Annotated in this window: 25 protein-coding genes and 1 riboswitch; of the genes, 10 read left to right on the forward strand and 15 right to left on the reverse strand. The window is 66.8% G+C overall.

Going from position 1 to position 24,652, the window contains the following annotated elements; genetic code table 11:
* Positions 1 to 7: 7 nt before the first annotated feature.
* The 5 genes from cobA to cbiE are packed head-to-tail and all read right to left on the reverse strand — an operon-like array spanning position 8 to position 4,368.
* On the reverse strand, positions 8 to 736 hold the full coding sequence (gene cobA, locus AC066Y_RS30360) for a uroporphyrinogen-III C-methyltransferase (protein ID WP_478277069.1): 729 nt from the start codon (positions 734 to 736) through the stop codon (positions 8 to 10).
* Positions 733 to 2,043, reverse strand: coding sequence for a cobyrinate a,c-diamide synthase (locus AC066Y_RS30365; RefSeq protein WP_478277070.1), 1,311 nt, complete (start codon positions 2,041 to 2,043; stop codon positions 733 to 735). The genes cobA and AC066Y_RS30365 overlap by 4 nt, the downstream gene beginning before the upstream one ends.
* Complete coding sequence (gene cobM / locus AC066Y_RS30370) at positions 2,040 to 2,825, reverse strand: precorrin-4 C(11)-methyltransferase (RefSeq protein ID WP_478277071.1); 786 nt, start codon at positions 2,823 to 2,825, stop codon at positions 2,040 to 2,042. The genes AC066Y_RS30365 and cobM overlap by 4 nt, the downstream gene beginning before the upstream one ends.
* Positions 2,822 to 3,190 carry a cobalamin biosynthesis protein gene (locus AC066Y_RS30375; protein ID WP_478277072.1) on the reverse strand — a complete coding sequence of 123 codons (369 nt, stop codon included), beginning with the start codon at positions 3,188 to 3,190 and terminating at the stop codon, positions 2,822 to 2,824. Before AC066Y_RS30375 ends, cobM begins: the two co-directional genes overlap by 4 nt.
* Entirely contained in the window at positions 3,187 to 4,368 is a 1,182-nt protein-coding gene (gene cbiE / locus AC066Y_RS30380; protein ID WP_478277073.1) for a precorrin-6y C5,15-methyltransferase (decarboxylating) subunit CbiE, read from the reverse strand. The genes AC066Y_RS30375 and cbiE overlap by 4 nt, the downstream gene beginning before the upstream one ends.
* On the opposite strand from cbiE, the gene AC066Y_RS30385 reads away from it, so the two are divergent.
* The gene (locus AC066Y_RS30385) at positions 4,367 to 5,116 is read left to right on the forward strand and encodes a cobalt-precorrin-6A reductase (protein WP_478277074.1); all 750 of its coding nucleotides are present in this window, start codon (positions 4,367 to 4,369) and stop codon (positions 5,114 to 5,116) included. The two genes, cbiE and AC066Y_RS30385, sit on opposite strands and share 2 nt — an antisense overlap.
* Here AC066Y_RS30385 and cobJ read toward each other — a convergent pair.
* Genes cobJ through AC066Y_RS30420 form a run of 7 tightly spaced genes read right to left on the reverse strand, consistent with a single transcriptional unit; the run spans position 5,092 to position 13,002 of the window.
* Positions 5,092 to 5,826, reverse strand: a complete 735-nt coding sequence (gene cobJ, locus AC066Y_RS30390; protein ID WP_478277075.1) for a precorrin-3B C(17)-methyltransferase — start codon at positions 5,824 to 5,826, stop codon at positions 5,092 to 5,094. The genes AC066Y_RS30385 and cobJ overlap by 25 nt on opposite strands.
* Positions 5,823 to 6,554: a precorrin-2 C(20)-methyltransferase gene (locus tag AC066Y_RS30395; RefSeq protein WP_478277076.1), complete on the reverse strand. Its 732-nt coding sequence runs from the start codon at positions 6,552 to 6,554 to the stop codon at positions 5,823 to 5,825. The genes cobJ and AC066Y_RS30395 overlap by 4 nt, the downstream gene beginning before the upstream one ends.
* Positions 6,555 to 6,556: 2 nt before the next feature.
* Positions 6,557 to 7,186 carry a precorrin-8X methylmutase gene (locus tag AC066Y_RS30400; RefSeq protein ID WP_478277077.1) on the reverse strand — a complete coding sequence of 210 codons (630 nt, stop codon included), beginning with the start codon at positions 7,184 to 7,186 and terminating at the stop codon, positions 6,557 to 6,559.
* The gene (cobG, locus tag AC066Y_RS30405; protein WP_478277078.1) at positions 7,186 to 8,349 is read right to left on the reverse strand and encodes a precorrin-3B synthase; all 1,164 of its coding nucleotides are present in this window, start codon (positions 8,347 to 8,349) and stop codon (positions 7,186 to 7,188) included. Before cobG ends, AC066Y_RS30400 begins: the two co-directional genes overlap by 1 nt.
* A complete protein-coding gene (gene cobN, locus AC066Y_RS30410; protein WP_478277079.1) occupies positions 8,346 to 11,597 on the reverse strand; it encodes a cobaltochelatase subunit CobN in 3,252 nt (1,083 codons plus the stop codon). Before cobN ends, cobG begins: the two co-directional genes overlap by 4 nt.
* Positions 11,597 to 12,631 (reverse strand): cobalamin biosynthesis protein CobW, encoded by a 1,035-nt coding sequence (gene cobW / locus AC066Y_RS30415; RefSeq protein WP_478277080.1) that lies wholly within the window; start codon positions 12,629 to 12,631, stop codon positions 11,597 to 11,599. Before cobW ends, cobN begins: the two co-directional genes overlap by 1 nt.
* Positions 12,628 to 13,002, reverse strand: a complete 375-nt coding sequence (locus AC066Y_RS30420) for a DUF1636 family protein (RefSeq protein ID WP_478277081.1) — start codon at positions 13,000 to 13,002, stop codon at positions 12,628 to 12,630. Before AC066Y_RS30420 ends, cobW begins: the two co-directional genes overlap by 4 nt.
* A 93-nt stretch (positions 13,003 to 13,095) precedes the next feature.
* Positions 13,096 to 13,311, reverse strand: a riboswitch (cobalamin riboswitch).
* Between the two features lie 36 nt (positions 13,312 to 13,347).
* Between AC066Y_RS30420 and cobO the strand changes: the two genes are divergently transcribed.
* Positions 13,348 to 14,001 (forward strand): cob(I)yrinic acid a,c-diamide adenosyltransferase, encoded by a 654-nt coding sequence (cobO, locus tag AC066Y_RS30425; RefSeq protein ID WP_478277082.1) that lies wholly within the window; start codon positions 13,348 to 13,350, stop codon positions 13,999 to 14,001.
* A gap of 11 nt (positions 14,002 to 14,012) precedes the next feature.
* Complete coding sequence (locus AC066Y_RS30430; protein WP_478277083.1) at positions 14,013 to 15,461, forward strand: cobyric acid synthase; 1,449 nt, start codon at positions 14,013 to 14,015, stop codon at positions 15,459 to 15,461.
* Here AC066Y_RS30430 and cobD read toward each other — a convergent pair.
* Together cobD and cbiB are read right to left on the reverse strand one after the other, a co-directional pair.
* The gene (cobD, locus tag AC066Y_RS30435; RefSeq protein WP_478277084.1) at positions 15,458 to 16,423 is read right to left on the reverse strand and encodes a threonine-phosphate decarboxylase CobD; all 966 of its coding nucleotides are present in this window, start codon (positions 16,421 to 16,423) and stop codon (positions 15,458 to 15,460) included. The genes AC066Y_RS30430 and cobD overlap by 4 nt on opposite strands.
* An 11-nt stretch (positions 16,424 to 16,434) precedes the next feature.
* Complete coding sequence (gene cbiB, locus AC066Y_RS30440; protein ID WP_478277085.1) at positions 16,435 to 17,376, reverse strand: adenosylcobinamide-phosphate synthase CbiB; 942 nt, start codon at positions 17,374 to 17,376, stop codon at positions 16,435 to 16,437.
* 149 nt (positions 17,377 to 17,525) lie between these two features.
* Between cbiB and cobU the strand changes: the two genes are divergently transcribed.
* The 6 genes from cobU to AC066Y_RS30470 all read left to right on the forward strand — a co-directional run bounded on the left by cobU (position 17,526) and on the right by AC066Y_RS30470 (position 21,122).
* The gene (cobU, locus tag AC066Y_RS30445) at positions 17,526 to 18,029 is read left to right on the forward strand and encodes a bifunctional adenosylcobinamide kinase/adenosylcobinamide-phosphate guanylyltransferase (protein ID WP_478277086.1); all 504 of its coding nucleotides are present in this window, start codon (positions 17,526 to 17,528) and stop codon (positions 18,027 to 18,029) included.
* Between the two features lie 32 nt (positions 18,030 to 18,061).
* The gene (gene bluB, locus AC066Y_RS30450) at positions 18,062 to 18,694 is read left to right on the forward strand and encodes a 5,6-dimethylbenzimidazole synthase (RefSeq protein WP_478277093.1); all 633 of its coding nucleotides are present in this window, start codon (positions 18,062 to 18,064) and stop codon (positions 18,692 to 18,694) included.
* Entirely contained in the window at positions 18,672 to 19,016 is a 345-nt protein-coding gene (locus tag AC066Y_RS30455; RefSeq protein ID WP_478277087.1) for a hypothetical protein, read from the forward strand. The genes bluB and AC066Y_RS30455 overlap by 23 nt, the downstream gene beginning before the upstream one ends.
* Positions 19,017 to 19,060: 44 nt before the next feature.
* Positions 19,061 to 19,240: a CbtB domain-containing protein gene (locus AC066Y_RS30460; RefSeq protein WP_092127074.1), complete on the forward strand. Its 180-nt coding sequence runs from the start codon at positions 19,061 to 19,063 to the stop codon at positions 19,238 to 19,240.
* A gap of 10 nt (positions 19,241 to 19,250) precedes the next feature.
* Positions 19,251 to 19,985, forward strand: a complete 735-nt coding sequence (locus AC066Y_RS30465; RefSeq protein WP_478277088.1) for a CbtA family protein — start codon at positions 19,251 to 19,253, stop codon at positions 19,983 to 19,985.
* Positions 19,986 to 20,075: 90 nt separating this feature from the next.
* Positions 20,076 to 21,122, forward strand: coding sequence for a LacI family DNA-binding transcriptional regulator (locus AC066Y_RS30470; protein ID WP_176532355.1), 1,047 nt, complete (start codon positions 20,076 to 20,078; stop codon positions 21,120 to 21,122).
* Between the two features lie 157 nt (positions 21,123 to 21,279).
* On the opposite strand, the gene AC066Y_RS30475 is transcribed toward AC066Y_RS30470, so the two are convergent.
* Complete coding sequence (locus AC066Y_RS30475) at positions 21,280 to 22,911, reverse strand: flavin-containing monooxygenase (RefSeq protein WP_478277089.1); 1,632 nt, start codon at positions 22,909 to 22,911, stop codon at positions 21,280 to 21,282.
* Between the two features lie 183 nt (positions 22,912 to 23,094).
* Between AC066Y_RS30475 and AC066Y_RS30480 the strand changes: the two genes are divergently transcribed.
* Positions 23,095 to 24,321: an ABC transporter substrate-binding protein gene (locus AC066Y_RS30480; RefSeq protein ID WP_478277090.1), complete on the forward strand. Its 1,227-nt coding sequence runs from the start codon at positions 23,095 to 23,097 to the stop codon at positions 24,319 to 24,321.
* The last annotated feature ends 331 nt before the right edge of the window (positions 24,322 to 24,652 follow it).

Genomic DNA, 24,652 nt, shown 5'->3' on the forward strand with positions numbered 1-24,652 from the left:
GGCCGTGTCAACCTTGCTCCGGCGCCAGCGCGCCGAACAGGATAACGGCAGCCGCGGTGGCAACGCCTGCATGCGTGAGCCGTTCGGCGAGCTCTGCGATCGTGGTGCGAACGAGCCGCTCATCGGCGTGGCCGAGCGACTCCGCCAACAGTGCAGGCGTCTCGGGAGCGAGGCCATGTGCGATCAGCCTTGCCGCCAAGGCCGGAAAGGTGCGCCGGCCCATATAGACGACGGTGGTCGCTTCCGGATCGGCCAGCGCCGCCCAATTCAAATCCGCGGGCAACTCGCCCGTGACATCGGCACCGGTCACGAACTGAACCCGGCGCGAGGTCAGCCGCCGCGTCAGCGGAATGCCGGCTTGCGCCGCGGCGACCGAGGCCGAGGTCACGCCGGGAATGATCTCGTAGCCGATGCCGGCCGCGCCCAACGCCTCGATCTCTTCCTCGAGCCGTCCAAAGATGCCGGCGTCACCAGATTTCAGCCGCACCACGCGCACGCCGGCGGCCGCGTAGTCGACCAGCAGCCGGCTGACATGATGTTGCTTCGCCGAGAGGCGGCCGGCGCGTTTGCCGACCGCGACGAGATTGGCGCCAGAGCGCGCGAGATCGAGGATCGCGCCCGAGGCGAGGTCATCATAGAGCACCACGTCGGCCTCGCGCAGCCGCGCGGCTCCCTTCATGGTCAGGAGCTCGGGATCGCCGGGGCCGGCCGACACGAAGGAAACGAATCCGCTCATCGGTCCTCCGCAATCAGATGGAAGAACGTACCCGTGGCGTTGCCGCGCCGCGATCCGGTCTCCGCCACGATCGCGCCGGTCGCATCACGCACCACCGCGAGCGGCGTATCCGGCTGCGCGATGATCGTCGAGTAGTGAAATTCGTGGCCGCGCAGACGTGCACCGGGACCGTGCCCGGGCATCGCCGCGGCAAGCTCGGCGAGCCGGTAGCCCAGATGCATGCGCCGCTTGGCATAGCTGGTCTCAAGGCCGAGCAATCCCGCCATCTCATGGCGCACGCCTTCGGCATCGGTCAACGCGGCGCCCAGCACCATGTAGCCCCCGCACTCGCCGTGCACCGGCTTCGTCTCTGCAAAGGCACGCAGCTGCCCAAGAAATCGTGTGTTGGAAGCAAGCCGCGCGGCATGCAGTTCAGGATAACCGCCGGGCAGCCAGCACGCATCGGCGTCCGCGTCGGGAGCTTCGTCGGCAAGCGGCGAGAACGGCACGATCTCGGCGCCGGCCGCGCGCCAGGCTTCCAGCATATGCGGGTAGACGAAGGAGAATGCGGCGTCGCGCGCGAGCGCAATACGCCGGCCCGGCGGCGTGATGCCGAGGCTGCGCACAGCCGATTGCGGCGACCAGGCGCGCGCCGATTGCAACACGGCATCGAGATGGACATGCTCGACGACGAAGCGCGCGGCCTCATTGATGAGACCGTCGATCTCAGCCTGCTCTTCGGCCTGCACCAGGCCGAGATGCCGCTTCGGCAAGGCGATCTCGGCGTGGCGGGGCAGCGCACCCAACACCGGAATGCCAGCGCCCGCCATGGCGCTGCGCACCAGCGCTTCGTGCCGCGGACTGGCGACGCGGTTGAGCACGACGCCCGCAAGCCGCACGCCGGGCCGAAAATCGCGTAATCCCGCCGCGACCGCCGCCGCCGTCTGTGCCTGGCCGGAGGGATCGATCACCAGCAACACCGGCCATCCCATCATCTCGGCAATATCGGCGGTGGCGCCGGTGCCCGCGACGCCGCGCGTCGCGACGCCGTCAAACAATCCCATCGAGCCTTCGGTCAGTACGAGATCGGCGTCCGCGCCGCGGTTTGCCAGATGCGCGATCGCATCGCGCGACATCGCCCAGCTGTCGATGTTGACGGATGCGCGTCCGGTCGCAACCGCGTGAAAAGCCGGATCGATATAGTCCGGCCCGCTCTTGAGGCATTGCACCTTCAGCCCGCGATTGCGATAGGCGCGGGCCAGCGCCAGGGTCAGCGTCGTCTTGCCGACACCCGATGCCGGTGCAGAGATCACAAGCCCCGCGGTCATCGCGATGATCCCGGAAAGCGCGGCTCCGCTCCAACCGGGCGATAGCGGCGGTCATAGTCGGCTGCATAGAGCCGGCTCTCGGCGAACTCATCCGCGTCGAGCGTCTTGCCGACCAGGATGAGCGCGGTGCGTTCGAGCTCGGGGCCAACCGCGGCATCGAGCGTCGCAAGCGTGGCGCGCACGATGCGCTGCTCCGGCCAGCTCGCGCGCCAGACGATCGCCACCGGACAATCCGCGCCATAGTGCGGCGTCAGCTCGGCGACGACCTTGTCGAGCAGATGGATAGAGAGATGGATCGCGAGCACCGCACCGGTCGCGGCAAAGGCCGCAAGCGTCTCGCCATCAGGCATCGCGCTCGCCCTGCCCGGCGTGCGTGTCAGCACCACCGACTGTGCAAGGCCGGGCAGCGTCAGTTCGGACTCCAGTGCCGCCGCGGCCGCCGCGAACGCCGGCACGCCGGGCGTGACCGAATACGGAATCTGCAACGCGCGCAACCGGCGCAGCTGCTCGCCCATCGCCGACCAGATCGAGAGATCGCCCGAATGCAGCCGCGCGACGTCCTTGCCCTCCGCATGCGCCGCAGCGATCTCGGCGATGATGTCGTCGAGCGACATCGATGCCGTGTTGACGATGCGCGCATCCTTCGGACAATGCGCCAGCACGCCCTCGGGGACCAACGATCCGGCGTAAAGACAAACCGGGCAAGCGGCGATGAGATCGCGGCCCCGCAGGGTCAAGAGATCGGCGGCGCCCGGCCCCGCCCCGATGAAATGCACCGTCATTCGCCGTCTCCTTCTGCGATCGCCGCAGTGGCCGTCCGATCCTGCGACACGGCCCTGACCGAAATCAGGCGCGCGCCGCGCCCGGCGGCTGCGACGGCGGCTGCTTCGGCCACCGAACCAGTCCCGAACCTGGTCACGATCAATTCGGATTGCGTCGCGGTTTCTATCTCAGCCAGCATCGCGGCGGGAATGCCCCGGATCGGCACCCCCAGTTCCTGCGCAAACGCTCGCAATGCCGCAGCGTCGGCCTTGTCGCTCACCGTCGCAACCGCCGCAAGGCCGTTGGGCCCGCCGGCGGCGTTGAGGGCTTCGCGCAATGACGCGACACTGGCATTGCTCCTGAACCCCAAGCCCGCGACCTTCATCGGACCGCGCTCCATTGCACGATCGGCCGCGCCGCCTTCCAGGAGCGATAGCGGCCTAGGGGCTCGGCCTGCGCGATCTCCACGCGCATCAGTTCGCCGCCGTGGCGCTGATGCAGATCGGCAAGCAGCGCCTCGGTTTCCAGCGTCACGGCATGCGCGACCAGTCGCGTTCCCGGCGCGACGCGCGACCAGATCGTATCGAACATTTCAGCATCGAGACCGCCACCGACGAATACGGCATCAGGCGCTTCGAGGTCTGACAAAATGCCGGGCGCCCCACCCTCGATGACGGCGATCCGGTCGGTCAAGCCGAAGCTTGCCGCATTGCGGCGGATGTTGGCGGCGCGTTCGCCGCGGGCCTCGACGGCGATCGCCGTCCCGCCGCAGAGCGCCCATTCGATCGAGATCGAGCCTGAGCCCGCGCCGATATCCCACAGCCGCTCACCAGGCCGCGGCGAAAGCGCCGACAGCGCAAGCGCGCGGACCGGCCGCTTTGTCAACTGCCCGTCATGCACGAAAAGTGCGTCGGGAAGACCTGAGCTGCGCGCGATCCCCTGCGCCCCCCTCGCCTCCAGCGCGATCGCGACCAGGCTGTCGCTCGAATTGCCGGCATAGTTGTCGGCGCGATGCTGTGTGATGGATTCACGCGGTCCGCCAAGCGCGGAAAGCGTCCACATTGCTGACGGCCCCCAGCCGCGATCCGTGAGCCGGCGCGCGAAATCGGAAGCCGCTCTGCCATCGCGCACCAAGCAGATGATCCGTGCACCGCGCGCGAGATGCGGCAGCAGCCGTTCGAACGGTGCGGCATGAAGGCCGAGACAGATGACATTCTCGAGACGCCAGCCCAGACGTGCCACCGCCAGCGAGAATGTCGACGGCGCTGAATGCGCGACCCACTCGCCGACCTGCAACTTCCCAACAAGGCTTCCGCCGACGCCATGCCAGAACGGATCGCCCGAGGCGAGCACGGCAGTCGGACGGCCGCGGCACCCCAGCACAATCTCCGCATCGAATGGCACCGGCCAAACGTGGCCGCGGTCAGTAATCCCGGCCAACGCCAGATGCCGTTCGCCGCCGAACACCGTTTCGGCTTCACGGAGCGCCTTTCGGCTTGCGTCGGAGAGGCCGGCAAGGCCATCTTCGCCGATGCCGATGATGGTCAACCAGGGATTACCCATGATGCGCGCCCTGATCCTGGGCGGAACGGCGGACGCCAATTCGCTTGCCGCGACGATCGCGCGCGCGGGCATCGACGCGGTCTATTCCTATGGCGGGCGCACCGCCGCGCCTGCCGAACAACCTCTGCCGACCCGGATCGGCGGCTTCGGCGGCGTCAGCGGTCTTGCCGACTATCTGCGTCACGAGGGCATTACGCATGTGGTCGACGCGACGCATCCCTTCGCTGCCGAAATGAGCCGCAACGCGATCGCCGCATGCGCGCAAACCGCAACGCCGTTGCTCGCGCTCGAACGCGCACCCTGGGACAAGACATCCGGCGATCGCTGGATCGAGGTCGCGGACGTCGTCTCGGCGGTCGCGGCGTTGCCCGACAGCCCCACGCGTGTGTTCCTCGCGATCGGCCGCCAGCACATCGCGCCCTTCGGTAGCCGGCCGCAGCACGCCTATACGTTGCGTTTCGTCGACCCACCCGACGAGAAGCTGCCATTGCCCGGTGCCGACGTCATCGTCTCGCGCGGCCCATTCACGCTCGACAGCGAGCTCGCGCTGATGCGTGCGCGCTCCATCGCGTGGATCGTCGCCCGCAATTCCGGAGGAGGTGGCGCGCGCGCCAAGATCGACGCCGCCCGCGCGCTTGGCCTTCCCGTCATCATGATCACACGGCCGCCGCTGCCCGAGAGGCCGCGGGTGGAAAGCGTGAGCGAGGTGATGCAATGGCTCGGTCATCGAACCTGCCTCGGCGCATAGACCCAACGGCCGACCCGCCGCGTCGCCGAATTGCAGACGATCACAAGCGTCCGCATGTCGGCCATCGCGGGCTTGGCATCGCGCAATTCGACCGTCTCAATGCGCTGCTCGGGTGTGCTCACGGCGCGGGCGAAAATCACGATCCGCTCGCCGCAGCCAGCCTCTTTCAAGATCTCGAGCGTCCGCGCAAAGCCATCAGCGCGGCTCGCCGAGCGCGGATTGTACATCGCGATCGCGAAATCGGCTTCAGCCGCGAGCCGCAGGCGCTTCTCGATCAGCGGCCAGGGCTTGAGATTGTCGGAGAGATTGATCGCGCAAAAATCATGTCCGAGCGGCGCGCCGGCACTTGCGGCCGCCGCCAGCATCGCCGTCACGCCGGGCAGAACGCGGATCGGCAGATCGTGCCATTGCGGCGCGTCCTCGAGCGCTTCGAACACGGCGGATGCCATCGCGAACACGCCGGGGTCGCCTGAAGAGACCACGACGACGTGGCGCCCTACCGACGCAAGCCGCAGGGCCTCGGCGGCGCGCTGCAACTCAACGCGGTTGTCGGATGGATGCAGCGTGAGCCCTTCGCGCGGCGGCACGCGCGTCACGTACGGCGCATAGCCGACGATATCGGTCGCCATCGAGAGCGCAGCGGAGACCTCCGGCGTGATCAGCGCTTCGTCGCCCGGCCCCAGTCCCGCGATGGTCAGCGTGCCGGTCATTGGGCCGCCCCCCTGCGCCGCCCCTGCCCGTGCACCAGCACGATCGCAAAATACGGACAGTCCGCCTCAGCGATATCCGCGAGCCGGGCGACGCGCTGGTCCGGCATGGTGCCGCGCTCGACGAGCCATGCATCGTCGAGACGGCCCGCGGACGCGAGCGCGCGGCGAATCTTAGGAAGATTGCGGCCGGTCTTCATCACGACCAGCGCGTCGGAGCTGCGCATCCGCTGCGCGAGCTCAGCCTCAGGCAGCGTGCCCATCAGCACGGTGGTGACATCGTCGGCAAGCGCGATCGGCTGGCCGACCGCATTCCAGCAGCCGACCATGCCGGGAATGCCGGCGATCACCTCGATCTCGACCCGTCCTTGAAGGCGCGCATGCAGGTGCATGAACGAGCCGTAGAAATAGGGATCACCCTCACAGAGCACGACGACGTCGATCGCGCGCGCAAGCCGCGCCAGGCGCTCGGCCCATTCGTCATAGAAGCCCGCGAGCAGCCGGGCATAGTCCGGACTGTCGAAACCGATCTCCGTTGTGACCGGATATTCCATCGGATACTCGCTAACATCGGCGGCGAGCAATCCTTCCACAATGCGCCGCGCCTGTCCGAGCTGTCCCTTCTTGCGAAAATAGGCGACATGCTGCGCCGCGCGCACGATGCGGTCGGCACGCACGCTCATCAACTCCGGATCGCCAGGGCCAAGCCCGCAGCAAATGATGCGTCCCATCGCTATTCGCTCCGGCTCGCCAGTGCATTGACTGCGGCGACCGTGATCGCCGAACCACCGAGACGTCCCTCGACCGTCAGCGCCGGCACCGGCGGCGCAGCCATCAATGCCGCCTTGGATTCGGCGGCACCGACGAAACCGACCGGACAGCCGATGATCGCCGCCGGCCGCGGACAGTCTGCATCCTCGAGCATGTTGAGAAGGTGGAACAGCGCCGTCGGCGCGTTGCCGATCGCAACGATGGCGCCGGCCAGATGCGGCCGCCACAGTTCGAGCGCCGCCGCGGAGCGCGTATTGCGCATCGACTGCGCGAGTGCAGGAATCTGGGGATCACCGAGCGTGCAGATGACGGCGTTCCCGGCGGGCAGCCGTGCGCGCGTGATGCCCTCCGACACCATCCGCGCATCGCAGAGAATCGGCGCGCCCGCCTGCAAGGCTGCTCGTGCACTCGCGGCCATGCCGGGCGTGAAGCGGACATGCGCTTCCAGGCCCACCATGCCGGCGGCATGGATCATGCGCACGACCACCGGTTCCTCGTCTGATGTAAAGCGCGCAAGGTCGGCCTCCGACCGGATCGTCGCAAAGGACTGGCGATAGATCGCCGCACCATCGGTCTCATAGACGTGCGGCATCAATGGCCTCCCATCAGCACGGAGGGATTTGCGAGGAGGTCCGACCGGGTCAGCCCTCGCAGGACTGGCGCGTCCCGCGTGGTGCCGTTGCGGATGAGGTCAAAGCCCTCGCGTGACGCAACCAGGGTGACGTCAGCCGAACCGGAAAGGGCACAGCCCTTGGCGCAGCCGGACACGTGAAGCCGGGCATCCGCCGGGACAAAGGATGCAAGCGCCGATGCCAATGCACGCGTGTCGGCATGCGCCTCGCGACAGCGCGGTGCGCCGCTGCAAGCGATCACGCGAAGCGCCGGATCATCGGGATCAGTGACGAGATCCGCGCCGCGGGGCATCTCATGCATCCCCTCCGCCAGCACCATCCGCCACGGCGTCATGCGGAGAGCCTGCGCGCACCCGGCGAGATGGCTGAGCATCTGCCGCGGCATTTGTCCAAAGGCGACGCCGACCATCGCACCGGTCGGATAGAGGCCGGGCACGGGGTCTGCCGATCGAGCCACGGGCTCGGCATCGCCGCGAAGCGACTGCGGCAAGCTCGCGCCGCCGGCCAGATGAGACGCCATCCGCCGCTTCTCACCCCTGGCTCCGCCGGAGGTGACAAACCATTCGGCTATCGCGAGTCCGATATCCACCGCCTCTCCGCGCGAGACGGAGCGACCGTACCGTGCGCCATCGGCACGCACCAGCAGTCCGCCGTTGCGATCGCGCTCGATCCTGATATCCGCAGACGCGCCGGCCAGCACACGCTCGCTGCCATCATCGATTGCGAAGCCGAACTTAGTCGGAAGATCGAGCCGCGTGGCGGCGAGCGCCTGCTCAAGTTCGGCCGCAAGCGAGCGCGTCTCGTCACCGGCAGTCCAGAATGGCGTCACCAGGACGTTGCGTTGCGCCTCGGTATCCGAATCCGCGTCCAGCACCCCGAGCTCGGCGAGCCCATCGATCAAGGCCGGATAGCCTTCATCGCCGACGCCGCGGACCTGGAGATTGGCGCGGCTGGTCAGATCGATCAGGCCGTTGCCGTATCGCGCAGCGAGCTCAGCAATTCTCGTCGCCTGCGACGCGTCCAGCCGCCCGCCGCGCGGACGGATGCGCACCACGAGGCCATCGCCCGACTGCATCGGCCGCAGCGCGCCGGGACACCAACCCTTGATCACGACCGCGCTCATGAGGCCTCCTGCAGCGCCGCCGCAATCGAATTGCGCCGTGTCTGCCAGAGCGACGCATCGTGCAGCCGGGTGAAGCAGGTTTCGATCGCAGCCAGCGCCGCCGGGTTCTCGCGCGCCATGAAGGCGCGAACGTCATCATTGCCGAGGGTCGCGTCGTAATAGAGGTCGAACAGGTGCGGCGGCACCGCGCCGGCAAGATGCGCGAACGCCGCCATGTGCTCCAGGGTCGCCGAGATTTCGGCGGCGCCGCGGAAGCCGTGGCGCATCATGCCGGCGATCCACGCGGGATTGGCGGCGCGCGCCCGCACCACGCGGGAGATTTCCTCGGTCAACGACCGGGCATGCGGTTGATCCGGCCGCGTCGCATCGAGGTGATAGAGCGACGGGACCTTTGCGCCGAGCCGCCGCGCCGCGGCGGCGATGCCGGCCTCATGCGCGGCATAGTCCGCCGCCAGCAGCAGATCGGTCTCCGGCAGGTCCTGGGTGTGGACGAAGCTGTCGGCCGCGGCGAGCCGTGCCTCGATGCCGGCACGGTCAGGCCTGATCTCGCCATCAGATGCAATGGCCCAGGACGATGCCGACAGCCAGGCTTCGCCGGCCGCGTCGCGCGCCTCCTCCGTGAAGACGTCCGGGACAGACGCGATGCCGGCGCCATAATGTCCGGGACGAGGCCCGAACACGCGCGAGACGCGCTGCCGGTAGGGATTCTCGTCACCCTCAGCGCTGCGCTCGGACAATGCCTCCGCCGCAGCTTCGAACAACTGCGCAAGCCCGGAGAAGACGTCGCGGAACAGTCCCGACACGCGCAGCGTCACGTCGATGCGCGGCCGGCCGAGCTCTGCCGGCGCGATGATGTCGTAGCCCGACACCCGGCCCGACCCATGATCCCAGCGCGGCGCGATCCCGGCGAGATGCAGCGCCATCGCAAAGTCCTCGCCAGCGGTGCGCATCGTCGAGGAGCCCCAGAGATCGACGACCAGCCCTTTCGGCCAGTCGCCGTGATCCTGCAAATGACGGCGCAGCAGCTCCTCGGCGAGCTTCACGCCTTGCGCATGCGCGGACGGCGTCGGCAACGCGCGCGGATCGACCGCAAACAGATTGCGTCCGGTCGGCAGCACGTCGCTCCGCCCGCGATAGGGCGAGCCCGCCGGCCCCGGCGCAACACGCCGGCCCGCGAGCGCATCGCGCAGCGCTGCCCTCTCCGCCTCGCCGCAAGCGCCCTGCCCGAACACATGCAGCCCGTCGCCGAACTGGCTTTCCTTGAGATCGCAGACAAAGCGATCGATCTGGGGAATGGCCTCGGCCGCGGAGACTGACGCCGCGAGACCGAGATCGTCCTCCAGCCCGGCGATGCGAGCTTCCTCGCGGATCGCGGCAATCAGCCGCTGCCGCCGCGCCGGATCGAGGCCGTCCGCAGTGGAATATTCATCGAGCAAACGCTCGAGACTGCGCAAGCCCTCCGGCACCGCCGCCGGCGCCAGCGGCGGCGGCGGCAGGTGGCCGATCGTCACGGCACCGATCCGGCGCTTGGCCTGCGCGGCCTCGCCGGGGTCGTTGACGATGAAGGGATAGACGACGGGCAGATCGCCGATCAGCGCTTCCGGCCAGCATGCGGATGACAGCGCAACCGACTTGCCGGGCAGCCATTCCAGCGTTCCATGCGCGCCCATATGAACGACGGCATCGATGCCCTGCTGCCTGAGCCACAGATAGAACGCGACATAGGCATGGCGCGGCGTGCGCGAGAGATTGTGATAGTCGGCATCGCGCTGGCCGACCTCACCGCGTTCCGGCTGAACCGCGATGATCGACCTGCCGCTCGGGATCGCCGCGAAATGAAATGCGCCGTCGCGGCAATCGGGATCATCCTCCGGCGCGCCCCATGCGCGCGAAAGATCGTCCTGGAGCAGCTCGGGAAGGCTGGACATCGCCGCGCGATATTCGGCCACGTCCCATGTCAGCTTCCGGTGCAGCAGCACGCCACCCAGCGACTTCATCGGCTCAAGATCAAAGCCCGCAGCAGCGAGATCGGCCAACAACGCCTCCACCGAAGCAAGTGCATCGAGGCCGACGGCATGCGCGATCTGATGCGGACGGCCCGGATAGTTCGAAAGCACGAGCGCAAGCTGTTTGTCCCCCGCCGGCTTGCCGGCAAGCCGATGCCAGGCTGCCACGCGCGCGGCGACCGCTGCGACGCGCTCGGCATCCGGCCGATGCGCAAGATGCGCGAATTGCAGATCGGGATCGCGCTCACCGGGCGATTTGAAGCTCACAACGCCCGTGAACAGGCGGCCGTCGACCTCCGGCAACACCACATGCATCGCGAGATCGCCGGGCGACAGGCCGCGCAGCGACAAGGCCCAATCCTCACGCTGCGCCGTCGACAAAGCGACCTGGAACACCGGGCACGATGCGGCATCGAACGGCGTCGTGCCGTCGTCACCCGCCGCAGAGAACGCGGTCACATTGACGATGGCGGCCGGCGAGCATTGCGCGAACTGAGCGCGCAGCCAATCGGCCACGCCCGCCGCCTTCAACGAGGTGACGAACACGCCGTGGGCATCGAATCCCTTTTTGCGCAAAGCCTCGATCAGCGCATCGACCGGCGCCGTGTCGCCGGCCGCCAGATAGGAGCGATAGAAGGTCACGAGCACCAGCGGCCGGCCATCCGGTGCCGGCAGCGCCGCGACGGCACCGCGCTGGGAATCGTAGACGCCGATCTCGGGAAGATCGATCTCACCGACAACCGGCCCGGCATAAAGGCCGGACGCCAGCGCCAGTTGTGCAATCACGGCCTGCGCGGCAACGGGGCCGCCCTTGTCGCACAGCACCTTCAGGCGGCGCAGCGTCGAGACCGGCAGGGTCGAGAATTCATCCAGCCGCAAATCGTCGCGGCCATCCGCCGGCAGCACCACCAGGGCGATGCCGCGTTCCTTCGCCAGCCGATGCACCACGGCCAGGCCATATGACCAATAGGGCTCGCCGCCGATCAGCCGCACCAGGATGCCGCGCGCATGCGACAGTGTCCGCTCGATATAGGTATCGACCGACAGCGGGTGGCGCAGCTCCGCGAGATTGGCGAGCCGCAGCGACGGCAGCGCGGCGCGGCCCCGCCGCCAGCCGGCCGCGAACGCGGCGAGATCGCTGTCGGAAAACGACAACACCACGAGATCGGCCGGATCCTGGCCGAGGTCCCTTGGCGTCGCGGTCTCCTCAAGGCCGCGGCTCTCGCGGAAGACGACGTGCATCAGACACCTAGTCGCGCCCGGATCGCGGCTTCATCGATATCGCCGTGTTCGCCGATCACAACGAGCTTCGACTGCCGCGGCCGCGCGCCCCAGGGCATGTCAAACTGATGCCTGACCCGCTCGCCGACCGATTGCACCAGCAACCGCATCGGCTTGCCTTCGACCGCGATATAGCCCTTGGCGCGCAGTACGTTTTGCTCGCGCGCCAGCCCCTTGATCGACGCGATCAGCGCACCGACATCCGCGATCTCCGGAAGATCGATCACCACGGAATTGAAGTCGTTGTGCTCGTGTTCGTCCTCGCCGTCATGGTGAGACGGCCGCGACGCGAGGTCGTCCTCTGCCGCCGCTTCAAGACCGAGGATCACGCGGGCGTCGATCGCGCCGTCGACGATGGGCAACATCGGCACCTCGCGCGGCATCTCGGCCGCGATCAGCGCCTTGGCCGCTTTGATCCCCTCGGCACCGGCGAGATCGGCCTTGGTCAGCAGCACGATATCGGCACAGGCGATCTGATCCTCGAACACTTCGGACAACGGCGTTTCGTGGTCGAGATTCTCATCTGCCGCGCGCTGCGCATCCACGGCGGCCGGGTCCGGCGCAAAGCGACCGGCAGCAACGGCCTCCGCATCGGCCAGCGCGATCACGCCATCGACCGTGATCCGCGAACGGATCTCCGGCCAGTCGAATGCCTTCAGCAGCGGCTTCGGCAGCGCGAGGCCGGACGTCTCGATCACGATATGATCGGGCCTCACAGGGCGCGCGAGCAATTGCTCCATCGCCGGGATGAAATCGTCGGCGACGGTGCAGCAGATGCAGCCGTTGGCGAGCTCGACAATATTCTCGGTCGGGCAATTGGAGTCCGCACACGACTTCAGGATGTCGCCGTCGACGCCTTCACTGCCGAATTCGTTCACCAGCACCGCGAGCTTCTTGCCGTTGGCATTCCGGATCAGATGCTGGATCAGCGTCGTCTTGCCGGACCCGAGAAAGCCGGTCACGACGGTGACCGGAACCTTGGCGAGCGTCATCATTCTGCGGCCTCCGGCACGACGGCGATGGGGGGAATTCGGGCAAGCGATTGCTTGCGGAAGATTTCGGGACGGCTGCGCCACGGCACGATGCCGTCAGGCGCCGTGGCATAGGCAGAGGCGCCGGCGATCACATCCCTGGCATTATCCGCGGACAGGCGGCCGTAGACATAGGACCACCGGCCCGGCGCGCTGAGCGCGACCGAGCAGCCCTGGCTGCAAGCCGAGAGGCATTCGACCGGAACCAGATTGACGTCATCGGGCACGCCCGCCTCAACGAGCGCGGCATGCAGGCGCGCACCGGGCGCGAGCTCGCCTTCGGCGAGCGTCTGGCCGGCGCGGCAGGTGATACAGACATAAAGTGTAACGCTCATCGCCCTTCCTGAATTGACTGCGGGAAGCGATGAGGCACACGAACCTGACGTGAACAGGTTCGTTCCCCGTCGCGGAACACCCCGTCCGCCGGTCTCAAACACACTGCGTCGGCAGGTCTCCCGGCTTGCGGAGTAGGATTTCTCCCGTGATGCCCACCTTCCCGACTCCATTAGGGAATCAGTGGCTTGGGCATCTCTCCGGTCACGGTCGCGGGGGCGGCTGCGCTTCGGGCAAACCTTGCGGTCCGAGCCCTATCGCATTCCCTCTTCGCCTGTCGTAGGACAGGAACCAACGCGGGGTCACCATTCGTCCTGGCCTCGCACTTGTCAAGCCGAAGGAACGTGATGATTTCTGATGGACACGACGCTGAAGATGGCGCCGTCGGCGCCGACCCTTCATTGGATGCGCGGCATGCGGCCAAAATGGCGAAAAAGAAGGTCGCCCGCGACAAGATCATGGCGACCAAGAGCGGTGAAAAGGGCCTGATCATCGTTCATACCGGCGCCGGCAAAGGAAAATCCTCCTCCGCCTTCGGCATGATCGTGCGCTGCGTGGCGCACGGCTTTCCCTGCGCCGTGGTGCAATTCATCAAGGGCGCCTGGGATACGGGCGAGCGCCGCCTGCTCACCGGACATTTCGGCGATCTCTGTCAATTCCACGCGATGGGCGAAGGTTTTACCTGGGAGACGCAGGATCGCGGCCGCGACGTCGCGGCAGCGCAAGCCGGCTGGGAAAAGGCCAAGCAGCTGATCGCGGATCCGAGCCTGCGGATGGTCGTGCTCGACGAGATCAATATCGCGCTTCGGTATGACTATCTGGCGATCGCCGACGTCGTCGACTTCCTGACGACTTCGAAGCCGCCGATGACCCACGTCGTGCTCACCGGGCGCAACGCCAAGGACGAATTGATCGAGATCGCCGACCTCGTCACCGAGATGACGCTGGTCAAGCACCCCTTCCGCTCCGGCATCAAGGCCCAGCCGGGCGTCGAGTTCTGACTGTTGTTGCCATGGCGCGCGCGTTGATGATCCAGGGAGCCGGTTCGGACGTGGGCAAGTCGCTCATCGTCGCCGGCCTTGCGCGTGCCGCCCGACGACGCGGCCTGCGCGTGCTGCCCTTCAAGCCGCAGAACATGTCCAACAACGCTGCCGTGACCATCGACGGCGGCGAGATCGGACGCGCGCAAGCGCTGCAGGCGCTTGCTGCCGGCGTCGAGCCGCACACCGACATGAACCCGGTGCTGCTGAAGCCGGAGACCGACGTCGGCGCGCAGGTCATCCTGCACGGCAAGCGGATCGCGACCGCCCGCGCGCGCGAATATGCCGCCATGAAACCATCGCTGATGGGCGCGGTGCTGGAGAGCTTTGGGCGATTGAAAGAGCGCGCCGACCTGGTGCTGGTCGAAGGCGCCGGCAGCCCCGCCGAGGTCAATCTGCGCAAGTCCGATATCGCCAATATGGGCTTTGCGCGCAGGGCCGACGTGCCCGTGGTATTGGTCGGCGATATCGACCGCGGCGGCGTGATCGCGCAGCTCGTCGGCATCCAGGCGGTGATCGCCCCCGATGATGCCGCGATGATCCAGGGCTTTGTCATCAACAAATTCCGTGGCGATCCGACGTTGTTCGACGACGGCTACCGGCTGATCGAAGCCCGCACCGCCTGGCGCGGCTTCGGCGTGCTGCCCTGGTTCGTTCGCGCTGGCGAGCTTCCGGCCGAAGACGCGCTCGGGCTCGGCGACGCGCGCAAGCCCGGCCAGTGCAAGATCGCGTTTCTCGCGCTGTCGCGGATCGCCAATTTCGACGACCTCGACCCGCTGAAGCTCGAACCCGGCGTCGATCTGGTGATGGTGCGGCCGGGTGAAGCCATTCCGGGCGACGCGAAGCTCGTCATCCTGCCCGGCTCGAAATCGACCCGCGGCGATCTCGCCTTCCTGCGCGCGCAAGGCTGGGACATCGACCTGCTGGCGCATCATCGCCGCGGCGGCCACATCCTCGGCCTGTGCGGCGGATACCAGATGCTTGGGCAGAGCGTCGCCGATCCCGACGGGATCGAGGGACTCGCCGGCGAAACGCCTGGCCTCGGGCTGCTCGATGTCACGACTGTTATGACCGAACAGAAGACGCTGACCCGCGTCAGCGCGATGCATGCTGCGACCCATCAACCGATCAGTGCCTACGAGATCCACATCGGGCGCACCGACGGGCCGGATCGCGCGCGGCCCTTTTCAATGCTTGACGGCTCGCCGGAAGGTGCCATGTCGCGTGACGGGCGCGTGCACGGCAGCTATCTGCACGGCCTGTTCACCTCGGACGGATTTCGCAAGGCGTTCCTTGCGCAGCTCGATATCCCTGCGGCGGATCAGCCGTACGGCGCCAGGGTCGAGAGCGCGCTCGACGCGCTTGCCGAGCACATCGAGACCCATCTTGATGTGGAAGGCCTGCTGGCGTTGGCGCGCTAAACCGACAACGCGGCGGCAAGACGGGACCATTCGGCCTCGCTGCCCGGCAGGCCGAGGCGCAGCCATCCCGGCTTTTGCTGGAAGACGCGCGACCAGATCTGGCCGCGGGCAAGCTTGTCCTGCGCGGCCAGCGCGTCGCCGGTCTCGTAGAGACGAAACAGCGGCGTGCCGCCGAGCAGCGTCCAGCCCCGCGATTGCGCCTCCGCATCGAGCCTGGCGCAATCGTCCGTGAGCCGTGCGGTCGTCGCCCTCGCCCAGTCGCGATCGAGCAGCGCGCGCCGTCCAATCGCAATTGCGGCACCCGAAACCGGCCATGGGCCCGCCATCGCCGCAAGCGCAGCGATATCCGGCTCGCTGCCAACAGCGAAGCCGAGCCGCAAGCCCGCAAGTCCGTAAAACTTGCCGAATGAGCGCAGGATCAGGAGCCCGGATTGTCCGGCCTCTCCTGCAACTGACAGGTCGGGTACCGCGTCCGCAAAACTCTCGTCAATCACGAGCCGGCCAACGCGCGGCAGCAGCGCGAGCAGTTCGTGCCGATCATGGCACCTGCCATCCGGATTGTTCGGATTGACGACGATGCCAATGTCCGCTCCCGCAAGCGCTGCGAGATCGGACACCTCGGTCACGTCCCAACCGGCGGCCGACAACACCGCGGCATACTCATTGTAGGTCGGCGCAAGAATGCGCACCCGCCCGCGCGGCGCCAGATGCGGCAGCAACTGAATCGCGGCCTGCGCACCGCCCATCGCCACGATCGGCGCGTCGGTGCGGTAGGCCTGCCGCGCGGCGTTGTGCAGCGCCTCGATATCGGAGCGCGACGGCAGCGCGTTCCATTGCCGCAGCTCGACATCGACGCCAGGATAAGGCACCCGATTGATCCCCGTCGACAGGTCAATCCAATCTTCCGCGGCGCCGCCGAAGCGCTGCTGGGCGACATCGAGATTTCCGCCGTGCTCGCGCATGCGCCGCTCCTTCACGCCAGCGCCAGGGCGACGAACGCTGCGGCCAACAGCATCATGGCGTAACGATAGAGCTTCAGCCCGGCGAGGACATCAGCGGCAGCCGGATCGCGCGCCCCCTCGTTCAGCCAGGGCTCGCTCGCGATGCTGCCGTGATAGATGCGGGGCCCGCTGAGCCGCACGCCGAGCGCGCCGGCCATCGCAGCTTCCGGCCAGCCGGCATTCGGCGAGCGATGGCGCCGCGCGTCGCGCAGCATGCACGACCACGCCTGCGAGAAGCGCGGCGCAAGCAGTACGAACAAAAGCCCGGTCAGCCGCGCCGGAATGAGATTGGCGAGATCGTCGATCCGGGCGGCCGCCCAGCCAAACGCCTCGTGCCGCTCGGTGCGATGGCCGATCATCGAGTCCAGCGTGTTGATTGCCTTGTAGCCAAGGATTCCCGGCAGGCCGAACAGCGCACCCCAGAACACCGGCGCCACGATGCCGTCGGATGCATTCTCGGCAAGGCTCTCGATGGTCGCGCGCGCGATACCGGCGTCGTCGAGCGTTGCCGGATCGCGTCCGACGATCTGTGCGACCGCCGCACGCGCGGCCGCGATCTCGCCGGACGCAAGCGGATGTGCCACCGCGGCGACATGATCATGCAGCGAGCGCAGCGCCACCAGCGGCCACGCCAGCACACCGACCAGGACGACGCGGACCCATCCGGATGCGAGCATGGACTGAACCGCCCAACCCAGCGCGGTCGCCAGCGCGATCACCAGGATGGCCGCCGTGACACCGGCGACGCGCCGAAACGCCGGCGGATCGGAGGCCCGGTTCCAGGCGGTATCGACGAGTTGGATCAGCCGGCCGAGCCAGGTCACGGGATGGCCGATGCGGGCAAACAGCCAATCCGGCCAGCCGATCAAGGCGTCCACAGCCATCGCCACCGCCATCGCTCCCGCAAAACCCACGCACCTCTCCTCACAGCGATCCCCCTGATGCGCAAGACGTCGGCCGAGTGCAAGCCCTCCGGGGCGGATTTCGGCTTTGTCTTTTACCGCGATTGGTGGTTAGAGCGTTTTCGAGGCGAAGCGGAGACCGGTTCGCGGCAGGAGACCCTATGGCCGTCATTCTGATCACCGGCGGAGCCCGGTCCGGAAAAAGCCGGCGCGCCGAACTTCGCGCGCGCGGCTTTCCAGGTCAGCCGGTCTATGTTGCGACCGCCGAGGCGCTCGACGCGGAAATGGATGAGCGCATTGCCAAGCATCGCGCACGCCGCGGCAGCGACTGGATCGAACGCGAGGTGCCGCTCGACCTCGTCGAGGCGCTGGCCGAGACCGATGGCGGCGGCGCAAGGCTGGTCGATTGCCTGACGCTGTGGCTGTCCAACCTGCTGCATGCCGAGCGTGACTGGTCGCAGGCAGTGACGCGGCTGGCGGACGCGCTACCGCGCCAGCGCAGCCCGGTCATCGTGGTCACCAACGAAGTTGGCCTCGGCATCGTGCCCGATAACGCACTGGCGCGGACCTTCCGCGACGCCGCAGGTCTCATGAACCAGAGCATTGCCGGCGTGGCGGACGAGGTCGAATTCGTCGTTGCGGGCCTGCCGATGAAGCTGAAATGAGCAACACGATCGATCCCGCCAAAGGCCCCACGATGGTTGCATTCGACGATGCGTTTCGCCGGCAACTGCACGAACTGTTCGTGTGGCGGCGCGACGTGCGCCGCTTCCGGGCCGAGCCGCTGCCGGACGGCACGATGGAGCGGCTGATCGAGATCGCCTGCCTTTCGCCTTCGGTCGGATTGAGCCAGCCCTGGCGGTTCGTCATTGTCGACGATGCGGCACGGCGCCGCGCTGTCATCGACGACTTCAAGAGTTGCAACGCCGACGCGCTGCGATCCTATTCCGGCGAGCGTGCAGCCAAATATGCCGCATTGAAACTATCGGGCCTCGAAGAGGCGCCCGGCCATCTCGCCGTGTTCGCCGACAAGACCGACCAGATCGGCTCCGGCCTCGGGCGCGCGACGATGCCGGAGACGTCAGAATATTCCGTGGTGGCCGCGATCTGCTCGATGTGGCTTGCCGCGCGCGCCGAAGGCATCGGGCTCGGCTGGGTATCGATCCTCAATCCAGGTCGCGTTCACGAGATCCTGGAGATACCCGATACGTGGAAATTCATCGGCTACCTCTGCATCGGTTACCCCCAGGCGGAATGCGACCGTCCGGAGCTCGAGCAGGCCAAGTGGGAATCGCGGCGGGGTCCAGATGAATTCACCATCCGGCGCTGACCACCCCCCGAGCGGCAGCGGCGCCTCGAACAGCGCCGCCCACTGGCGCGCCGACATCGCCTCCCTGGTTTTTCCGCTCCCGGAGCACGGCGCCATCTGCGCGGTACATCGGGGCGCGTTTCGAACGTTGCTTGGCGCCGACCCGACGCCGGACGGCTGCATCGGTTATTTCGCGCGGTTTGAAGACGCGTTCAGGGCCGCAGCACGCGCCAAGATCCTGCGCAAGCGCATCCCCCTTGGAACAAATCTGCATCTTACCAGTCGCGACATCGCTCGAAAGCTGCTAGAAGCCGACCAAATCGAACGTGGAGAACGACCATGAGCCAGTCCCCGGCCGCGCAAACCCAGGTCATGCAATCCCAGGTCATGCAATCCCAAGTCACGCATCTGCCGGTCGCGACCGGACGGGTCGGACGGCTTGCCCAGTCCCTGATGGCAATGTCGCTCGGTCTCTTCATTGTCGGAGTGGTCGGCTTCTCGCACATCGACGTGATCCACAACGCCGCACACGACGTGCGCCACTCCAACGCCTTCCCCTGCCACTGACCCCGCTGGCATGAGCACGTTTCGCTCGATCGTCTTCTCCTCGGTTGTTGCCGGATTCATCGTTGGCCTGATCGTCACCGCGGTCCAGCAATTCGGCACCGTTCCGCTGATCCTCAAGGCCGAGGTCTATGAGAAGGCGGCCGAGCACAAGCACGAAGCCGCCGCGCCGCAAGTGACCCTCGTGCACGATCATGCGGATCACGATCACGGCGCCGAGGCGTGGGAGCCGCGCGACGGCCTGGAGCGCAATCTCTATACCGCGGGAGCAAACGTCCTGACCGCGATCGGCTTTGCGCTGCTGCTTTGCGGCTTCTTTTCGGTGCGCAGCGGCGCCACCGGCGAGCCGATCTCGTGGCACGAAGGCTTGATGTGGGGCCTCGCAGGCTTTGCCGCCTTCACGATTGCGCCGGGCCTTGGGCTGCCGCCTGAACTGCCGGGGGTGCCCACCGCACCACTGTTGTCGCGTCAGATTTGGTGGGTGACGGCGGTGCTGGCGACATCGGCCGGCCTCGGGCTGATCGTCTTTCGGCGTTCGATGCCGGCCGCCATCGCGGGCGTCGTCCTGATCATGCTGCCGCATCTGATCGGCGCGCCCGAGCTGGAGCATATCGAGACCAATGTGCCCTCGTCATTGTCGCATCAGTTCGTGGTCGCGGTCACGCTGACCAGCCTGGTGTTCTGGTCGCTGCTGGGCAGCCTGACCAGCGCCGCGTTCGCCTATTTCGACCGACCCGCATCGGCGTGACGCCACCACGACGGCGACAGGAATCATTTGAGATTCGCGGCGAGGCCTGATTAAGTTCAGCGATGCCGAACCGACAGGGCCCGACCACCGATGACCAAGACGCGGCGGACACGACCGACGATTCGTGACGTCGCGGCCGAGGCCGGCGTCTCCGTCTCAAGCGTCAGCCGCACGCTCAATGGCGGCATCTACACCAGCGCTGAGCTGCATGCCCGTATCATGCGCGCGGTGAAGCGCCTCGGGTTCGAGCCCGACCAGGCGGCGCAGGCGCTGCGCTCGCGGGCCTCCAACACCATCGGCTGCATGGTGGCCGATTTCTCCAACCCGCACTACACCGGCATGGTGAGCGCGGCGGAGGAGGAATTCCAGCGCGCCGGCTTCCTCCTGATGCTGGCGGCGACCAAGCATGAGGAGGCGCGCGAGGCGGCGTTCCTGTCGGCGGTGCGCCGGCGCCAGATGGATGGATTGCTGCTGTTCGCCGGCGACAATTCCCACAAGGATTTCATGAAGGGGCTGGCCACGCTCGACCTGCCCTGCGTGACCGTCGACCGCGAGGTACCCGATAGCGTCATGGTTCGCGTCGATCACCGCGGCGGCGCGCTGGAGGCAACGCGCTATCTGATCGGCCTCGGCCATCGCCGGATCGCGTTGCTGACCGGAAGTGCTGCGGTGCTGCCGAGCTCGGAACGGCTCGCGGGCTACCGGCAGGCGCATCAGGAAGCGAAGATCGAGGTCGATCCGACCCTGATCCGCCCGCACATGCAGGGCGCCAACACCGCCTTCAGCTCGGTGTGCCAGCTGCTGCAAATGACAAAACCGCCGACCGCGATCATCTCGCTCGGCACCAGCATGCTGGCCGAGGTGCTGGAGGCGATCACCAGCAACGGCCTGCGCTATCCGCAGGACGTATCGATCGTGTGCAGCGGCGACACCGACCTCGCCCGCCATGCGACGCCCGCGATCTCAGCCCTGAGCTGGGACATGAACGAGGTCGGCCGCACCGCCGCGCGGCTGCTGCTGGAACGGATCCGCGAGCCCGACAAGGCCGGCAGCAGCGCCCCGGTGTTCCTGCCGACGCGCCTCATCCTGCGCCATTCCTGCGCCGCACCGGCAACGCCCGCGCGGGGGCGGAAGTAGGCGGGCGGAACAAGCCGATACTGGAAACGGTTCCAGCCCTCGATCGCACAACTCCATCCACGTTATTGCGAGCTAAGCGAAGCAGTCCACTGCTACCGAGCGTGCGGAACGATGAATTGCTTCGCTGCGTTCGCAATGACGGAGAGCGCCGGCGCTTTCAGCGCAGCACGAAACCCTCATAACCGCGCTGCGCGATCTGCGCGATGCGGTGGCGGTAGCCCTGGCCGACATAGGGCATGAACACGCGCGGCTTGCCCGCGATGTTGGCGCCCTGGTACCAGGAATTCGCCTTCGGATAGAGCGTGCGGCTGGCGGCGTCGGCGACATGCGCCATCCAGGCCCGCTCGGCGTCGCGTTCCGGCTCGATCCGCGTTAATCCCTTGGCGCGCATGTTGTCGAGACAGGCCGTGATCCACTCGACATGGTTCTCGCAGGCATGGATCACGTTGCCGATCACCGACGGGCTGCCCGGCCCGGTCACGACAAACAGGTTCGGAAAGCCCGACACCATCAGGCCGAGATAGGCGCTCGGGCCGTCGGCCCAGGCCTCCTTCAGGGTCGCGCCGTCGCGCCCGCGGATCTGCATCGCGGCGAGCGCCCCGGTCATCGCGTCATAGCCCGTCGCCAGCACCAGCGCATCGAGCGTAAAGGACCGCGTCGCGGTCTCGACGCCGGTCTCGGTGACTGTCGTCAGCGGCTCCGCGCGCAGATCGACCAGCTCGACATGCGGCAGATTGTAGGTCGCGAAATACCCGGTATCGATGCAGATGCGCTTGACGCCGAGCGGATAATCCTTCGGTGACAGTGCCTCCGCCGTCGCCCCGTCGTGCACGATGCCGCGGATCTTGTCGCGGACGAAGTCGCAGGCAACGTCGTTGACGGCCTCGTCGGTCAGGATGTTCGGGAACGCGGTCAGGATGCCGCCGCCGCCCTGCTCCCACAGCTGCTCGTAGCGCGCCCACTGCACGTCCCGTTCCGGCACCGGCGCGTCGAAGGCATTCGCAGGCACCCGCCCGAACTCCGGCGTCTCGAGGCTCTCGCGATATTTGGCGATCACCGGCTCAGCGGCTGTGATGTCGGCCTCGGACAGCGGCGCATTCCGTGCCGGCACAGAATAGTTCGGCGTGCGCTGGAATACGGTCAGGCGGCTCGCCGCCTTCGCGACCATCGGGATCGTCTGCACACCCGACGAGCCGGTGCCGATCACGGCAACGCGCAAGCCGGAAAAATCGATCTCCTGATGCGGCCATTGCCCGGTGTGATAGACCGGCCCACGAAAACGCGCGAGGCCCGCGAGCTTCGGCTTGTTCGGCACCGAGAGATTGCCGGTCGCCATCACGCAAGTCGATGCGACGATGCAGTCGCCGCGATCGGTGCGCAACGTCCAGCTCTCGCCGGCCTCGTCCCAGTCGGCGCTCGTCACGCGGGTGTCGAAGCGAATCAGGGAGCGCAGATCGAACCGGTCGGCGACGTGCTGCGCGTAGCGCAGGATCTCCGGCTGGGCGGCGTATTTCTCGCTCCAGCGCCATTCCTGCCGCAGCTCCTCCGACCAGCTGTAGGAATAGAACAGGCTCGGTATGTCGCAGCGCGCGCCGGGATAGCGATTCCAGTACCAGGTGCCGCCGACGTCGGACGCCGCCTCGATGCCGATCACCTTCAGCCCGAGCTCGCGCAACCGATAGATCGCATAGAGCCCGCCGAAGCCGGCACCGACCACGACGGCATCGCATTCGGCGACCAGCGGCGGCCTCGCGCCATGGTCCGGGCTCGTCTGCTCCAGTCTGCTCATTTGTCACATCTCTCCGGCCGCAGGAATATTGCCATCGGTGGGAACGCGCGCTAATCTGGAAACGTTTCCAGACCGGAAGCGCATACGATAATTGTCGCCGGGCGTCAACGCACCGGCCCTCGACAAGGGGAGCCGCGCATACGTGACAAGGCGATCGATGGACAATCAGGGAGTGACCGAGGGATGTTGGACGGATTTTGTCTTCGTGCGTGCGTGGCAGCCGCGGTAACGATCGGCGCGCTGTCGCCGGCGCTCGCGCAGAAGAACTACGGCCCGGGGGTCTCGGATACCGAGATCAAGATCGGCAACATCATGCCCTATAGCGGCCCCGCTTCGGCCTACGGCGCCATCGGCCGGACCGAGGCGGCCTATTTCAGGATGATCAACGACCAGGGCGGCATCAACGGACGCAAGATCAACTTCGTGAGCTACGACGACGGCTTCTCGCCGCCGAAATCGGTCGAGCAGGCACGCAAGCTGGTCGAGGGCGACGAGGTGCTGCTGGTGTTCCAGCCGCTCGGCACCGCGCCCAATGTCGCGATCCAGAAATATCTCAACGGCAAGAAGGTCCCTCACCTCTTCGTCGCATCGGGCGCGACGCGCTTCGGTGATCCCCAGGGTTTTCCCTGGACGATGGGCTGGCAGCCGAACTACCAGAGCGAAGGGCGGATCTACGCCAGATACATCCTCGACAAATTCCCGAACGGCAGGATCGCGGTGCTCTGGCAGAACGACGATGCCGGCAAGGATGCGCTCAAGGGGCTGCGCGACGGCCTTGGTGACAAGGCAGCCAGCATGATCGTCGCCGACAAGTCCTACGAGCTGACCGATCCGACGCTGGATTCGCAGATCGTGGCGCTGCGCGCCTCCGGCGCCGACATCCTGTTCACCTGGGCGGCGCCGAAGGGCGCGGCGCAGACCATCAAGAAGGTCGCCGAACTCGGCTGGAAGCCGACCTTCTTCCTGACCTCCACCGCAACGTCGGTCGCCTCGGTGATGCGCGCCGCCGGCATCGAGCATTCGCAGGGCATTATCTCGGTCGCCTACCTCAAGGATCCGACCGACACGATCTGGAATGACGATGCCGAAACCAGGGAATGGCGGGCGTTCATGGACAAGTACATGCCCGACGGCGACAAGACCAACGGCAATCACGTCTATGGCTACGCCGCCGCGCAAACGCTCGCGCAGGTGCTGAGGCAGTGCGGCGATGATCTCACACGCGAGAACGTGATGAAGCAGGCCGCCGGCCTGAAGAACTTCGCGCCGAAGATGATCCTGCCCGGGATCAGGATCAACACCAGCGCGAACGACTTCCGTCCGATCGAACAGTCGCAGCTGATGCGGTTCGAAGGCGAGAGCTGGAAGCTGTTCGGCAACATCATCACCGGCGAGGTCGGCAGCGAATAGGGCCGCCGTGCCCACTGTTCAATGAGAGGGTGGGACGAGACTGAAAGCTGAGGCAATACGTGTCGCGAGAGCGCGCAAGTATGACTCACAGACCGCGCAACAAATTCGATGTCGTCCCTGCGAAAGCAGGGACCCATTACCACAAACAGTCGTTATTGCGCGACGCCGGAACGAGGAGTCCCAATCACAACACCCGCCGCGGAGTATGGGTCCCTTGGGTTCACGACACAAGTGCAACACCTGCTAGGGTGTTGTGGCGATGGGACAATGTTATGGCCAGCTCAGCCTTGAAGAGCGCGTTGAGATTTACCGCCTGCATGCAGGCGGTAAA

Source organism: Bradyrhizobium sp. USDA3010 (genome assembly GCF_056429065.1).

Excerpts from the sequence above, each read along its gene's own strand:
- AC066Y_RS30465 (WP_478277088.1), top strand. The coding sequence starts at position 19,251 with ATGAGCACGTTTCGCTCGATCGTCTTCTCCTCGGTTGTTGCCGGATTC.
- AC066Y_RS30470 (WP_176532355.1), top strand. The coding sequence starts at position 20,076 with ATGACCAAGACGCGGCGGACACGACCGACGATTCGTGACGTCGCGGCC.
- AC066Y_RS30395 (WP_478277076.1), bottom strand. The coding sequence starts at position 6,554 with ATGGGACGCATCATTTGCTGCGGGCTTGGCCCTGGCGATCCGGAGTTG.
- cobJ (WP_478277075.1), bottom strand. The coding sequence starts at position 5,826 with ATGACCGGCACGCTGACCATCGCGGGACTGGGGCCGGGCGACGAAGCG.
- AC066Y_RS30480 (WP_478277090.1), top strand. The coding sequence starts at position 23,095 with ATGTTGGACGGATTTTGTCTTCGTGCGTGCGTGGCAGCCGCGGTAACG.
- AC066Y_RS30455 (WP_478277087.1), top strand. The coding sequence starts at position 18,672 with ATGAATTCACCATCCGGCGCTGACCACCCCCCGAGCGGCAGCGGCGCC.
- AC066Y_RS30420 (WP_478277081.1), bottom strand. The coding sequence starts at position 13,002 with ATGAGCGTTACACTTTATGTCTGTATCACCTGCCGCGCCGGCCAGACG.
- cobG (WP_478277078.1), bottom strand. The coding sequence starts at position 8,349 with ATGAGCGCGGTCGTGATCAAGGGTTGGTGTCCCGGCGCGCTGCGGCCG.
- AC066Y_RS30375 (WP_478277072.1), bottom strand. The coding sequence starts at position 3,190 with ATGAAGGTCGCGGGCTTGGGGTTCAGGAGCAATGCCAGTGTCGCGTCA.
- cobW (WP_478277080.1), bottom strand. The coding sequence starts at position 12,631 with ATGATGACGCTCGCCAAGGTTCCGGTCACCGTCGTGACCGGCTTTCTC.
- bluB (WP_478277093.1), top strand. The coding sequence starts at position 18,062 with ATGGTTGCATTCGACGATGCGTTTCGCCGGCAACTGCACGAACTGTTC.
- cobD (WP_478277084.1), bottom strand. The coding sequence starts at position 16,423 with ATGCGCGAGCACGGCGGAAATCTCGATGTCGCCCAGCAGCGCTTCGGC.
- cobM (WP_478277071.1), bottom strand. The coding sequence starts at position 2,825 with ATGACGGTGCATTTCATCGGGGCGGGGCCGGGCGCCGCCGATCTCTTG.
- cobN (WP_478277079.1), bottom strand. The coding sequence starts at position 11,597 with ATGCACGTCGTCTTCCGCGAGAGCCGCGGCCTTGAGGAGACCGCGACG.
- cbiE (WP_478277073.1), bottom strand. The coding sequence starts at position 4,368 with ATGGGTAATCCCTGGTTGACCATCATCGGCATCGGCGAAGATGGCCTT.
- AC066Y_RS30430 (WP_478277083.1), top strand. The coding sequence starts at position 14,013 with ATGGCGCGCGCGTTGATGATCCAGGGAGCCGGTTCGGACGTGGGCAAG.
- AC066Y_RS30400 (WP_478277077.1), bottom strand. The coding sequence starts at position 7,186 with ATGCCGCACGTCTATGAGACCGATGGTGCGGCGATCTATCGCCAGTCC.
- AC066Y_RS30385 (WP_478277074.1), top strand. The coding sequence starts at position 4,367 with ATGATGCGCGCCCTGATCCTGGGCGGAACGGCGGACGCCAATTCGCTT.
- AC066Y_RS30365 (WP_478277070.1), bottom strand. The coding sequence starts at position 2,043 with ATGACCGCGGGGCTTGTGATCTCTGCACCGGCATCGGGTGTCGGCAAG.
- cobA (WP_478277069.1), bottom strand. The coding sequence starts at position 736 with ATGAGCGGATTCGTTTCCTTCGTGTCGGCCGGCCCCGGCGATCCCGAG.
- cobU (WP_478277086.1), top strand. The coding sequence starts at position 17,526 with ATGGCCGTCATTCTGATCACCGGCGGAGCCCGGTCCGGAAAAAGCCGG.
- AC066Y_RS30475 (WP_478277089.1), bottom strand. The coding sequence starts at position 22,911 with ATGAGCAGACTGGAGCAGACGAGCCCGGACCATGGCGCGAGGCCGCCG.
- AC066Y_RS30460 (WP_092127074.1), top strand. The coding sequence starts at position 19,061 with ATGCAATCCCAAGTCACGCATCTGCCGGTCGCGACCGGACGGGTCGGA.
- cobO (WP_478277082.1), top strand. The coding sequence starts at position 13,348 with ATGATTTCTGATGGACACGACGCTGAAGATGGCGCCGTCGGCGCCGAC.